This window comes from Variovorax ginsengisoli (assembly GCF_030486595.1).
Taxonomy (GTDB): Bacteria; Pseudomonadota; Gammaproteobacteria; order Burkholderiales; family Burkholderiaceae_C; genus Variovorax; species Variovorax ginsengisoli_B.
This window is the reverse complement of record NZ_JAUJZH010000007.1, coordinates 47,017-60,113: the sequence shown is the minus strand read 5'-3', so window position 1 is coordinate 60,113 and position 13,097 is coordinate 47,017. Positions and strand designations below refer to the sequence as shown.

Here is a 13,097-nt window from a genome sequence, read left to right as displayed (position 1 = left end):
TTGCATCTTAGCGAACAGGCCCCGACTCACACCAGCGTGGCCCTGCGCACCGCCAGCTCCCACCGCCCCATCGCCTCTTCGGCCTTGGCCCGGCTCAAGGTCGGCATGAAGCGCCGCTCGACCCGCCACAGTTTCGACAGCTGTCCGACGTCGGCATAGACCCCGGTCGACAGCCCAGCGAGATAGGCAGCCCCGAGCGCCGTGGTCTCGGTCACCTCGGGTCGCACCACCGGAATCCCCAGCAGATCCGCCTGGAACTGCATCAGCAGGTCGTTCACGCAGGCCCCGCCATCCACCCGCAACTCCGCCACCGGCATGCCGCCCGCGGCGACCGCGTCGCGGCTCATGGCCTGCAGCAGCGCGGCGCTCTGGTAGGCGATGCTCTCGAGCGCCGCACGCGCGATGTGGGCGACCGTGGTGCCACGCGTCAGGCCGGTGATGGTGCCCCGCGCGTCGGCGTCCCAGTAGGGCGCGCCGAGCCCGGTGAAGGCCGGCACCATCATCACGCCGCCGGCATCCGGCACGCTCTCGGCCAGCGCCTGCACCTGGGCGCTGCCCTGGATCGCCTTGAGCCCGTCGCGCAGCCATTGCACCACCGCGCCGCCGACGAAGACGCTGCCCTCCATCGCGAACTGCGGCGTCGCACTGGTCTGCGCCGCGCTGGTCACCAGCAGGCCGTTGTGCGAGGGCTGGAAGGCGCCGCCCGTGTGCATCAGCATGAAGCAGCCGGTGCCGTAGGTGTTCTTGGCCATCCCGGCCTCGAAGCAGGCCTGGCCGAAGAGGGCGCTCTGCTGGTCGCCCGCGACACCGCCGATCGGCAGGCCGCAGCCGAGCAGGGCGGCGTCGATGTCGGCGAAATGCGCGCTCGACGGCTTGACCTCGGGCATCAGCGAGGCCGGGATGTCGAGCGCCTTCAGCAACTCGGCATCCCATTGGTTGGCGTGGACGTCGAACAGCATCGTGCGCGAGGCATTGCTGACGTCGGTCACGTGCACCTTGCCGCCGGTCAGCTGCCACATGAGCCAGCTGTCGACCGTGCCGAAGGCCAGCTCCCCGCGCCCGGCCGCGGCGCGCGCGCCCGGCACGTTGTCGAGCAGCCAGCGCAGCTTGGTGCCCGAGAAGTAGGCGTCGATCACCAGGCCGGTCTTCTCGCGGATCGTCTCGGCCTTGCCGTCGGCGCGCAGCTGGGCGCACAGCGGCTCGGCGCGACGGTCCTGCCAGACGATCGCGTGATGCACCGGCTGGCCGGTCTTGCGGTCCCACAGCAGCGTGGTCTCGCGCTGGTTCGTGATGCCGACGGCATGGATGTCGGCGGGCTGCAGCCCGGCCTTGTCCAGCACTTCGCGTACGGTGGCGAGCTGGCCGTTCCAGATCTCCATCGGATCGTGCTCGACCCAGCCGGGACGTGGGTAGATCTGGGTCAGCTCGCGCTGCGCGACGGCGACGATGCGGCCTTCGGCGTCGAACACGATGCTGCGTGAACTGGAAGTGCCCTGGTCGAGGGCCAGCAGGTAGGTCATGGCAAGAGTCCTTCAGGTGTCGCGTGCGATCTCGCAGCGCACCTGGGCACGCTCAAGGAGTTCGGGGAAGGGCGGCGGCGGCGCGGCATCGGTGAACAGGCAGTCGATCTGCGACAGCTTCGCCAGCTCGATCATCGCCGGCCGGTTGAACTTGCTGGCGTCGGCCGCCAGCCAGACTTCGCGCGCCTGGGCGATGATGGTCTGCGCGACCTTCACCTCGCGCAGGTCGAAGTCGCGCAAGGTGCCGTCGTCCTCGATGCTGGAGACGCCGATCAGCGCGATGTCGACCTTGAACTGGCGGATGAAGTCGACCGTCGCCTCGCCCACGATGGCGCGATCGCGCAGCCGCACCGAGCCGCCCGCCACGATCACCTCGCAGGCCGGGTTGTCGCTCAGGATGCTGGCCACGTTGAGGTTGTTGGTGATCACCCGCAAGCCGGTATGGCGCAGCAGCGCCTTGGCGATCGCCTCGGTGGTGGTGCCGATGTTGAGGATCAGCGAGCAGTCGTTGGGCACCCGGGCCGCCACCGCGCGCGCGATCCGCGCCTTGCCTTCGGCGTGCAGCGTCTCGCGCTGCCGGTAGCCGATGTTCTCGGTGGTCGAGCTCGGCACGCGCACGCCGCCGTGGAAGCGCGCCAACAGGCCTTCGTCGGCCAGCCGCTGGACGTCGCGGCGCACCGTCTGCAGCGTGACGCCGAGCATGTCGGCGAGTTGCTCGACCGAGATCGAGCCGCGCGAGCGGACGGTGTTGAGGAGCTTGAGCTGGCGCGGGTTGGAATTCACGGGGGGAAAGGGAGAAGCGGCGCGTTCAACTTTAGAACGAACAAAAACGAATGGACTTCAGGGTTAACGACTAGGAAAATCGCATCGTAAGGAACCAAAATGAAAAGATTCGAAAGCGAAAAGCCCCTTGATCGTGAACCAAGTCACATCGGATCGGAACCTATCGCCGTGAGCGCCATTGCCTCGCCACAGCAGCCGTCGGCCACCGACTTCGACGTGCTCATCGTCGGCGGCGGCATCAACGGCTGCGGCATCGCGCGCGACCTCGCGGGTCGCGGCTGGCGCGTGCTGCTTTGCGAGAAGGACGACCTCGCGGCCCACACCTCGTCCTCGTCGACCAAGCTCATCCACGGCGGCCTGCGCTACCTCGAGTACTACGAGTTCTCGCTGGTGCGCAAGGCGCTGCAGGAGCGCGAGGTGCTGCTCAAGAGCGCGCCTCACATCATGTGGCCGCTGCGTTTCGTGATGCCGCACGACCCCTCCATGCGGCCGGCCTGGATGATCCGCATCGGCCTGTTCCTGTACGACCACCTGGCCAGGCGCGAAGTGCTGCCGGGCTCGCGCACCGTCGACCTGCGCCGCCACGAAGCCGGTGCGGCGCTCAAGCCGGCGTTCAAGCGCGGCTTCGTCTATTCGGATGGCTGGGTCGACGATGCGCGCCTGGTGGTGCTGAACGCGCTCGACGCCCGCGCCCGCGGCGCCGAGGTGCTGACCCGCACCCGTTGCGCGAGCGCGCAGCGCAGTGCCGACGGCTGGACCGCGGTGCTCGAGGGGCCCGAGGGACGGCGCACGGTGCGTGCCCGCGCCGTGGTGAACGCCGCCGGCCCCTGGGCCGAGGCCTTCCTGCGCGGCGTGGCGCATTCGGCGCAGGGCGAGGCGCTGGCGACGCGGCACCTGCGGCTGGTCAAGGGCAGCCACATCGTGGTGCCGCGCGTCTTCGGCCACGACCACGCCTACATCTTCCAGAACCCCGACAAGCGGATCATCTTCGCGATTCCCTACCAGGACGACTTCACGCTGATCGGCACCACCGACATCGAGCTGCAAGGCGACGACCCGGGCGCGGCGCGCATCGGCGCCGACGAGATCGATTACCTGTGCGAGCAGGCCAGCCGCTATTTCGCACAGCCCGTGAAGCCGTCGGACGTGGTCTGGACCTATTCCGGCGTGCGGCCGCTGCTCGACGACGCCTCGGGCGACCCCGCTGCCGTGACGCGCGACTACATGCTCGAGTCGAACACCGCGGCGGCGCCGCTGCTGTCGGTCTGGGGCGGCAAGATCACCACCTTCCGCAAGCTGGCCGAGGACGCCGCCGACGAGGTGGGACGGATGCTGGGCGAAACCCGCAGCGCCTGGACCGACGGCGCCTTCATGGCGGGCGGCGACCTTGCCGACTGGATCGGCGCCACCACCCGCAGCACGCGCCCCGACGACGACTTCGAACGCTTCGTGGCCGCCGTGCAGGTGCGGCACCCCTGGCTCGAGCCCGCGCTGGCGCACCGCCTGGCACGGGCCTACGGCGCCCGGATCTCCGAAGTGCTGGGCGACGCCGCGTCGATGGCCGAGCTCGGGCCGGCCGTGGCCCCCGGCCTGCACGAACGCGAGCTGCACTACCTTCAAGACCAGGAGTGGGCCTGCAGCGGCGACGACGTGCTCTGGCGCCGCTCGAAGCTCGGCCTGCGCTTCACGCCGCAGCAGCGCGACCAGGTGGGCGCCTGGATGCAGCGCCACGCCCGCTCGAAGGAAGGAGCCCCATGCAGCTGAGCCTCGAACGCGTCACCAAGAAGTCGGGTCCGCAGACCTGGCTCTACCCGCAGAGCATCGCGCCCCACAGCGGCGCGGTGACGGTGCTGCTGGGCGCGACGCAGGCCGGCAAGACCAGCCTGATGCGCCTGATGGCCGGGCTCGACGCGCCGACCGAAGGCAAGGTCCTGGTCGACGGGCAGGACGTGACCGGCGTGCCCGTGCGCCAGCGCAACGTGGCGATGGTCTACCAGCAATTCATCAACTACCCCTCGCTCAGGGTGGCCGACAACATCGGCTCGCCGCTCAAGCTGCGCGGCGAGAAGAACGTCGAGGCGCGGGTGCGCGAACTGGCCGACAAGCTGCATATCGGCATGTTCCTCGACCGCTATCCGGCCGAGCTGTCGGGCGGCCAGCAGCAGCGCGTGGCGCTGGCGCGCGCACTGGCCAAGAACGCCCCGCTGATGCTGCTCGACGAGCCCCTGGTCAACCTCGACTACAAGCTGCGCGAGGGCCTGCGCGAAGAACTCACGCAGCTCTTCGCGAGCGGCGATTCGACCGTCATCTACGCCACCACCGAGCCCGGCGAGGCGCTGCTGCTCGGCGGCTACACGGCCGTGATGGATGCCGGCGAGCTGCTGCAGTACGGCCCGACCGCCGAGGTCTTCCATGCGCCGCAATCGCTGCGGGTGGCACGCGCCTTCAGCGATCCGCCGATGAACCTGATGGCCGGCCGCGTGGTCGCCGAAGGCGTCCAGATCGAGGGCGGCCCGCTGCTTCCGATCACACTGCCGGCCGGTGTCGACGGCGCGGTCACGGTCGGCGTGCGCGCCAGCGCGCTCGACGTGCAGGCGGGCGAGGGCGGCATCGCGCTGCCGGGCAAGGTCGAGCTGGCCGAGATCTCGGGCTCCGACACCTTCGTCCACGTCGAGACCCTGGTGGGCGAACTGGTCGCGCAGCTGACCGGCGTGCACCGCTTCGATCTCGGCGCCGCCGTCACGCTGTACTTCCATGCGCCGCAGGCCTATGTGTTCGACGGCGGCGAGCGGCTCGCCGTGGCGCCCGACTGGCGCCGCCCGAAAGGCTGACATGGCACGCATCGATCTCGACCTCGCCCATGCCTACCGCGCGAATCCGACGCAGGACAGCGACTACGCGCTGCTGCCGCTGCGGATGAGCTTCCGCGACGGCGGCGCCTATGCCCTGCTCGGGCCCTCGGGCTGCGGCAAGACCACGATGCTCAACATCATCTCAGGCCTGCTGGCGCCGTCGAAGGGCAGCGTCAAGTTCAACGGCCGTGACGTGACGCTCGAGACCCCGCAGCAGCGCAACATCGCCCAGGTGTTCCAGTTCCCGGTGATCTACGACACCATGACCGTGGCGCAGAACCTCGCCTTCCCGCTGCGCAACCGAAACGTGCCGGCCGAGCAGATCCGCAAGCGGGTCGGCGAGATCGCCGAAATGCTCGACATGAGCGGCCAGCTCAACCAGCGCGCGGCCGGCCTCGCCGCCGATGCCAAGCAGAAGATCTCGCTCGGCCGCGGGCTGGTGCGCAGCGACGTCTCGGCGGTGCTCTTCGACGAACCGCTGACCGTGATCGATCCGCACCTCAAGTGGCAGCTCCGGCGCAAGCTCAAGCAGATCCACCGCGAGCTCAAGCTGACGCTGATCTACGTCACGCACGACCAGGTCGAGGCGCTCACCTTCGCCGAGGAAGTGGTGGTGATGACGCGCGGCAAGGCGGTGCAGATCGGCAGCGCCGAGGCCCTGTTCGAGCGCCCGGCCCACACCTTCGTCGGCCACTTCATCGGCTCGCCCGGCATGAACTTCCTGCCGGTGAACAGCGTGGGCGGCATGCTCGACATCGCGGGCACCCGGCTGGCCGCGACGCGCGAATTGCCGGAAGGCGCGCTCAAGCTGGGCATCCGGCCCGAGTACGTCGCGCTGGCCGAGCCCAGCGCGCCAGGCGCCGTGCCCGCCACGCTGACGCAACTGCAGGACGTGGGCACCCACCTGATGCTCACCGCGCAGGTCAACGGCAGTGCCCTGAAGGCCAGGCTCGCCTCCGAGGCCGTGGTGCCCGCGGCCGGCGCCACGGTGTGGTTGAAGGTGCTCGGCGCCAAGAGCTGCTTCTATCGAGACGAGGAGCTGGTGGCATGAACGGATCCAACAAGCCCCTCAACCAGAAGGCCTGGTGGCTGGTGCTGCCGGTGCTGCTGTGCGTCGCCTTTTCCGCCATCGTGCCGCTGATGACGGTCGTCAACTACTCGGTGCAGGACATCATCTCGCCCGAGCGGCGCGTGTTCGTCGGCACCGAGTGGTTCGCCGCCGTGATGCGCGACGACGAGCTGCACGCGGCGCTGTGGCGGCAGCTCGGGTTCTCGATCGCGGTGCTGGTGGTCGAGATCCCGCTCGGCATCCTGCTCGCGCTGTCGATGCCGGCCACCGGCTGGAAGGCCTCCGCCGTGCTCGTGATCGTCGCGCTCTCGCTGCTGATCCCGTGGAACGTGGTCGGCACCATCTGGCAGATCTTCGGCCGGGCCGACATCGGCCTGTTCGGCTACACGCTGCAGAAGATGGGCATCGACTACAGCTACACCGGCAATGCCAGGGATGCCTGGCTCACCGTGCTGCTGATGGACGTCTGGCACTGGACGCCGCTGGTCGCGCTGCTGTGCTTCGCGGGCCTGCGCTCGATCCCCGATGCCTACTACCAGGCGGCGCGCATCGACGGCGCCAGCAAGTTCGCGGTGTTCCGCTATATCCAGCTGCCGAAGATGCGCGGCGTGCTGGTGATCGCCGTGCTGCTGCGCTTCATGGACAGCTTCATGATCTACACCGAGCCCTTCGTGCTCACCGGCGGCGGGCCCGGCAACGCCACCACCTTCCTGAGCCAGTACCTCACGCAGAAGGCCGTGGGCCAGTTCGACCTGGGCCCGGCGGCGGCGTTCTCTCTGATCTATTTCCTGATCATCCTGCTGCTGTGCTTCGTGCTCTACAACTGGATGCTGCGCGTCGGCACGCTGGACGTCGAGGAGGAAAAATGAACGAAGACCGCTTCCAGAAGCGCACCCTGTTCCTGGTGCTGTATCTCGTCTTCGCGCTGTTGCCCATCTACTGGATGGTCAACATGAGCTTCAAGACCAACGAGGAGATCCTGTCGAGCTTCTCGTTCTTTCCGCAGCAGCTTACCTGGGAGAACTACCGGCGCATCTTCACCGACGAGTCGTGGTACTCGGGCTACATCAACAGCCTGATCTACGTCGGCATCAACACCGTCATCGCGCTCACCGTCGCACTGCCGGCCGCCTATGCGTTCTCGCGCTATTCCTTCCTTGGCGACAAGCATGTCTTCTTCTGGCTGCTGACCAACCGCATGACGCCGCCGGCCGTGTTCCTGCTGCCGTTCTTCCAGCTCTACTCGACGGTCGGCCTGATGGACACCCACCTGGGCGTGGCGCTGGCGCACCTGTTGTTCAACGTGCCGCTGGCGGTCTGGATCCTCGAGGGCTTCATGAGCGGCATCCCGCGCGAGATCGACGAGACGGCCTACATCGACGGCTACTCGTTCCCGCGCTTCTTCCTCACCATCTTCCTGCCGCTGATCAAGGCCGGCGTCGGCGTCGCGGCCTTCTTCTGCTTCATGTTCAGCTGGGTCGAGCTGCTGCTGGCGCGCACCCTCACCAGCGTGAACGCGAAGCCGATCGTCGCGACCATGACACGCACCGTGAGCGCCTCGGGCATGGACTGGGCCACGCTGGCGGCGGCCGGCGTGCTGACCATCGTGCCGGGCGCGATCGTGATCTGGTTCGTGCGGCACTACATCGCCAAGGGCTTCGCGATGGGCCGCGTCTGAGAATCGAGGAGAACACCATGTTCGAATGGATGGTCTGGACCACGCCGGTGGCGATCTTCTTCAGCTGCATCGCGCTGATGCTGGTCGGCATGACCGTGTGGGAGCTCAAGTCGCCCACCACCTTGCGTCGCGGCTGGCTGCCGCTGGAGACCACGCGCGGCGACCGGCTCTTCATCGGGCTCCTGGTCGCGGCCTACATCAACCTGATCTTCATCGGCATTGCCGGCAGGCTCCAGGAGTGGATGAGCCTGGAGGCCGAGCCGTCGATCTGGATCAGCTTCGTCATTTCAATGGGTGTGCTCGCGCTGGTGATGCGCAAGGGCTGAACCCACCTTTTCCACGGACCGGCTCTTCCGCTTTCCCGGAGCCGGATCTGCAAGAAGCGGGAAGCGCCATCGAGGAGACAAGCATGAAGATTCGCTACACAGCGTTGGCAGCGGCGGCGGCGGCTTTCGCCCTGCAGAGCGCCTGGGCCGGGGAGGCGGAGGCGAAGAAATGGATCGACAGCGAATTCCAGCCGTCGAGCCTCAACAAGGAGCAGCAGGCGGCCGAGATGAAGTGGTTCATCGACACCGCCAAGAAGCTGCAGGACAAGGGCGTCAAGGAAATCGCGGTGGTGTCCGAGACCATCACCACCCACGAGTACGAATCGAAGACGCTCGCCAAGGCCTTCGAGGAGATCACCGGCATCAAGGTCAAGCACGACATCATCCAGGAAGGCGACGTGGTCGAGAAGCTGCAGACCTCCATGCAGTCGGGCAAGTCGATCTATGACGGCTGGATTTCCGACTCCGACCTGATCGGCACGCACTACCGGTACGGCAAGATCATGTCGCTGACCGATTACATGGCCGGCGCCGGCAAGGAGTGGACGAACCCCGGCCTGGACGTCAAGGACTTCATCGGCACCAGCTTCACGACCGCGCCCGACGGCCAGCTCTACCAGCTGCCCGACCAGCAGTTCGCCAACCTCTACTGGTTCCGCGCCGACCTTTTTGCGCGCCAGGACCTCAAGGACAAGTTCAAGGCCAAGTACGGCTACGATCTCGGCGTGCCGCTGAACTGGAGCGCCTACGAGGACATCGCGGAGTTCTTCACGGTCGACGTCAAGAACATCGACGGCAAGCCGATCTACGGCCACATGGACTACGGCAAGAAGGACCCGTCGCTGGGCTGGCGCTTCACCGATGCCTGGCTGTCGATGGCCGGCACGGCCGACAAGGGCATCCCGAACGGCATGCCGGTCGACGAATGGGGCATCAAGGTTGCAGCCGACAAGTGCACGCCGGTCGGCGCCACGGTGGCGCGCGGCGGCGCGACCAATTCGCCGGCGGCGGTCTATGCGCTCACCAAGTACATCGACTGGATGAAGAAGTACGCGCCCAAGGAAGCGACCGGCATGACCTTCGGCGAGGCCGGGCCGGTGCCGGCGCAGGGGCAGATCGCGCAGCAGATCTTCTGGTACACGGCCTTCACGGCCGACATGACCAAGGCCGGGCTGCCGGTGGTCAACGCCGACGGCTCGCCCAAGTGGCGCATGGCCCCCGGGCCGAACGGGCCCTACTGGAAGCAGGGCATGCAGAACGGCTACCAGGACGTCGGCTCGTGGACCTTCTTCAAGAGCCACGACCCCAACAAGACCGCGGCTGCCTGGCTCTATGCGCAGTTCGTGACTTCCAAGACGGTCTCGGCGAAGAAGAGCGTGGTCGGCCTGACCTTCATCCGCGAGAGCGACATCCAGCATGAGTACTTCACGCAGAACGCCAACAAGTACGGCGGCCTGATCGAGTTCTATCGGAGCCCGGCGCGCGTGGCCTGGACGCCGACCGGCACCAACGTGCCCGACTACCCGAAGCTGGCGCAGCTGTGGTGGAAGAACGTGGCCGAGGCCGTGACCGGAGAGAAGACACCGCAGAAGGCGATGGACACGCTGGCCGAGGAGATGGACAACGTCATGGGCCGTCTGGAGCGCGCGGGCATGGCCAAGTGCGCGCCCAAGCTGGCGCCGAAGGGCGATCCGGCCAAGATGCTCAGCGACGAGCATGCGCCGTGGAAGAAGCTCGCCAACGAGAAGCCGAAGGGCGAGACCATCGACTACACGAAGCTGCTGACGGCGTGGAAGGAGGGCAAGGTGCGCTGAGGCGAGCGGCTGGGCGGCGCGCGGAGATCGAGCATCGCCGCGCGCGCCACCTGGTTCACGCACCTGCGGCTAATATCTTCGGGTCGAAACTTTCCGACCCTTTCGAGCCACCATGAAAATCACCGTCGAAACCACCGTTGCCGCGCCGATCCATGATGTCTGGCGCGCCTACACCACCCCCGAGGACATCATTCAGTGGAACGCCGCGTCCGACGACTGGCACACCACGGCGGCGACAGTGGACCTGCGGGTGGGCGGTGCCTTCTCGTCGCGCATGGAGGCCAAGAATGGCAGCATGGGATTCGATTTCGCCGGCACCTACACCGAGATCGTGCCCCAGTCCCTGATCGCCTATGCCTTCGGCGACCGGACCGGGCAGGTCGAATTCACCGATGGTCCTGATGGCGTCAGGGTGCGCGTCACCTTCGACGGCGAGGACCAGTATCCGGTCGAGCAGCAGCGCCAGGGCTGGCAAGCCATCCTCGATCGCTTCGCACGGCATGTCGAGGCCATGCGATAGATGGCGTCGGCGAGAAAGAACACGGAATCGGCCGCGTTGAAGGCCGCGCTGGACTATGTGCCCCGGTGGCTCGGCTTCCAGCTCGAGCGCTATCGGCAGCCCGGGTGCTCGGTCGCGATCGCCCAGGGCCAGGAGGTGGTCGCCGAGATCGCGCTGGGTGTCGCGGACATGCGCACCGGCAAGCCGCTCACGCCCAGGCATCGCTTTCGCATCGCGTCGCATTCCAAGAGCTTCACGGCCAGCGGCGTGATGCTGCTGCGCGAGCAGGGCAAGCTCGGCCTCGACGATCCCATCGGTCGCCACGTGGGTGGCCTGCACAAGGAGCTCGCCAAGGCCCGCATCGGCGAGCTGCTGTCCCATGGTGCCGGCGTCGTGCGCGACGGTGCGGACGGCGGCCAGTTCCTGGACCGGCGGCCATTTCTTTCGCGCGCCGAACTGCGCGACGAGCTCTCCAGGAAGCAGCCGCTCGCGCCGGGCCTGCAGCTGAAGTACTCGAACCATGGCTACGGTCTGCTCGGCCTGATGATCGAGGAGATCAGCGGCACCGAATACCCGGCGTGGATCACGCGCAACGTGATCGAGGCCGCAGGCTTGAAGGAGACGGTGCCCGACATGCCCCAGTTGCCCAGGTCGGCGCCCCTGGCCATGGGCCACAGCGGCGAGTTTCCCTTCGGGCAGCGCCTGATCGTGCCGGGCGACAACGTCTGCCACGCGATCGCCCCGGCGGGCGGCTTCGTCTCGACCGCGTCGGACGTGGCGCGCTTCTTCGCGCAGTTGGCGCCGGACAGCAAGGAGAGCATCCTCTCGCCGGCCAGCCGGCGCGAGATGATGCACCGCCGCTGGCGCGACGACTGCAACAGCATGGAGGCTTACTACGGCTACGGCACGATGATGAACGAGCGCGGCCCCAAAGAGTGGTTCGGCCACACGGGCAGCCTGCAAGGGTTCATTTCGCGGACCGCGCGCTTTCCGGCTTCGGGCTACACCGTCACCGTGCTCACCAATGCGCAGGATGGCATGGCCTATGCCTGGGTCGATGGCATCGTGAGCATTCTCTCTGCCTTCGGACGGCACGGCGCGCCTGCCAGGCGGCTGGAAAGCTGGAACGGCCGCTGGTGGTCCATCTGGGGCGCGAGCGACCTGGTCGCCATGGGCCAGGTGGTCTGCCAGGTGGCACCGGCCCTGGCCACGCCCTTCGACGCGGCCACCACCGAGATCTCGGTCACCGGCAAGGACAGCGGCGTGATCCGCAAGACGTCGGCCTACAACAGCCCCGGACAGCCGGTCCGCCGCGTCCACGACCGCAAGGGCAAGCCGTCGGAGCTATGGGTCGGCGGCACCCGGCTGCTGCCGAAGGATGCGATGGTGGCGGAGGCGACCCGGCGCTATCCGAAGACGCGGCCGTCCTGATTCGCCATGAACCCCAAGACCCTGCTCATCGTGTACCACTCGATGACCGGCGGCACCGCCCAGATGGCGCAGGCCGCCGCCGAGGGAGCGGGCGACGAAGCCGGCGTGCAGGTGCGCCTGCTGCGCGCGCCGGAGGCCCAGCCGGACGACGTGCTGGCTGCCGACGGCTATGTGTTCGCGACACCCGAGAACCTGGCCGCGATGGCCGGGCTGATGAAGGATTTCTTCGATCGCTGCTACTACGCCGCGCTCGACCGCCTGAACGGCCGGCCCTACGCCGCGCTGGTGTGCGCGGGCAGCGATGGCCAGAATGCGGTGCGCCAGCTCGAACGCATCGCCACCGGCTGGCGGCTGCGACAGGTTGCGCCGACGCTGATCGTCTGCACCCATGCGCAGACGCCCGAGGCGATCCTGCGGCCGAAGCAGATCGGTGCCGCCGATCTCGCGCAATGCCGCGAAGTCGGGGCGGCGCTGGCCGCCGGCCTGGCGCTTGGCGTGTATTGATGCCTAACCGGCGACCGCCTGGCCCAGGTTGGCACGGGCTGCTGCTTCCAGTCGGGTGCGCATCGACGCCGTGAGGTAGAGCGGATCGCGCGCGAGGAAGCCGCCCAGGATCTGGCGCCGCCGAGGCTCGAAGACCGCCGGCGGCACGTGCCCGTATTCGCTCCGGATCTGGCGCTCGTATTCGGCGAAGCGTGCCGGTGGCGCACCGAGGATCGCCAGGTCGATATCGACCAGCAGGCGGGCATCGGCGCCGACAGGCTGGGTGTCGTGGCGGGTGGCCATCACGAGCGCATGCAGGCGTTCGGCAACATCGGGCGCCAGACCGGCGTCGAGGGCGGCCTGCCGCGCCCAGTCGGCGCTGCGCGCCTCGTTGTCGTGCCGATGCACGTCGTAGATGGCGTCATGGAACCAGAGCGCCAGCGCGACTTCGGCCGGGCGCTCGGCGCCGCCGCGCTCGCGCGCCAGGTGGGCGAGGCACTCGCCCAGATGCTGCAGCGTGTGATATGCGCGATGGGCCTCGCCGTAGCGGTCCAGCAGCTCGGCCAGCACGGCGTCGTCGGGAGAGGCATCGAGCGCGCGCCAGGCATCGGACCACGACGCACGCAGCGCGGCTGTATCCAT

The 13,097-nt window shown here is 67.9% G+C and carries 13 protein-coding genes; 10 read left to right on the top strand and 3 right to left on the bottom strand.

What is annotated here, in order from left to right; all coding sequences use genetic code 11:
- Positions 1 to 26 precede the first annotated feature (26 nt).
- The gene (gene glpK, locus QZH52_RS11585; RefSeq protein ID WP_301808381.1) at positions 27 to 1,520 is read right to left on the bottom strand and encodes a glycerol kinase GlpK; all 1,494 of its coding nucleotides are present in this window, start codon (positions 1,518 to 1,520) and stop codon (positions 27 to 29) included.
- Positions 1,521 to 1,532: 12 nt separating this feature from the next.
- A complete protein-coding gene (locus QZH52_RS11580; protein ID WP_301808378.1) occupies positions 1,533 to 2,303 on the bottom strand; it encodes a DeoR/GlpR family DNA-binding transcription regulator in 771 nt (256 codons plus the stop codon).
- A 99-nt stretch (positions 2,304 to 2,402) separates the two neighbouring features.
- Between QZH52_RS11580 and glpD the strand changes: the two genes are divergently transcribed.
- From glpD to QZH52_RS11530, 10 genes are all read left to right on the top strand, one after another.
- Positions 2,403 to 4,067: a glycerol-3-phosphate dehydrogenase gene (gene glpD / locus QZH52_RS11575; protein ID WP_301808376.1), complete on the top strand. Its 1,665-nt coding sequence runs from the start codon at positions 2,403 to 2,405 to the stop codon at positions 4,065 to 4,067.
- Positions 4,058 to 5,134, top strand: coding sequence for an ABC transporter ATP-binding protein (locus tag QZH52_RS11570; protein WP_301808374.1), 1,077 nt, complete (start codon positions 4,058 to 4,060; stop codon positions 5,132 to 5,134). Before glpD ends, QZH52_RS11570 begins: the two co-directional genes overlap by 10 nt.
- Before the next feature lies 1 nt (position 5,135).
- Positions 5,136 to 6,206, top strand: a complete 1,071-nt coding sequence (locus tag QZH52_RS11565) for an ABC transporter ATP-binding protein (protein ID WP_301808371.1) — start codon at positions 5,136 to 5,138, stop codon at positions 6,204 to 6,206.
- Positions 6,203 to 7,093: a carbohydrate ABC transporter permease gene (locus QZH52_RS11560; RefSeq protein WP_286509826.1), complete on the top strand. Its 891-nt coding sequence runs from the start codon at positions 6,203 to 6,205 to the stop codon at positions 7,091 to 7,093. Before QZH52_RS11565 ends, QZH52_RS11560 begins: the two co-directional genes overlap by 4 nt.
- Positions 7,090 to 7,902, top strand: a complete 813-nt coding sequence (locus tag QZH52_RS11555; protein ID WP_301808364.1) for a carbohydrate ABC transporter permease — start codon at positions 7,090 to 7,092, stop codon at positions 7,900 to 7,902. Before QZH52_RS11560 ends, QZH52_RS11555 begins: the two co-directional genes overlap by 4 nt.
- 17 nt (positions 7,903 to 7,919) lie before the next feature.
- Complete coding sequence (locus QZH52_RS11550; RefSeq protein WP_286532426.1) at positions 7,920 to 8,228, top strand: DUF2160 domain-containing protein; 309 nt, start codon at positions 7,920 to 7,922, stop codon at positions 8,226 to 8,228.
- Between the two features lie 83 nt (positions 8,229 to 8,311).
- The gene (locus tag QZH52_RS11545; RefSeq protein ID WP_286532428.1) at positions 8,312 to 10,042 is read left to right on the top strand and encodes an ABC transporter substrate-binding protein; all 1,731 of its coding nucleotides are present in this window, start codon (positions 8,312 to 8,314) and stop codon (positions 10,040 to 10,042) included.
- Positions 10,043 to 10,154: 112 nt separating this feature from the next.
- On the top strand, positions 10,155 to 10,562 hold the full coding sequence (locus tag QZH52_RS11540) for an SRPBCC family protein (RefSeq protein WP_301808361.1): 408 nt from the start codon (positions 10,155 to 10,157) through the stop codon (positions 10,560 to 10,562).
- A 36-nt stretch (positions 10,563 to 10,598) separates the two neighbouring features.
- A complete protein-coding gene (locus QZH52_RS11535; protein WP_301808359.1) occupies positions 10,599 to 11,972 on the top strand; it encodes a serine hydrolase domain-containing protein in 1,374 nt (457 codons plus the stop codon).
- Between the two features lie 6 nt (positions 11,973 to 11,978).
- Positions 11,979 to 12,476, top strand: a complete 498-nt coding sequence (locus QZH52_RS11530; RefSeq protein WP_286532434.1) for a flavodoxin family protein — start codon at positions 11,979 to 11,981, stop codon at positions 12,474 to 12,476.
- Between the two features lie 3 nt (positions 12,477 to 12,479).
- Here QZH52_RS11530 and QZH52_RS11525 read toward each other — a convergent pair whose 3' ends face one another.
- Complete coding sequence (locus QZH52_RS11525) at positions 12,480 to 13,097, bottom strand: HD domain-containing protein (RefSeq protein WP_301808355.1); 618 nt, start codon at positions 13,095 to 13,097, stop codon at positions 12,480 to 12,482.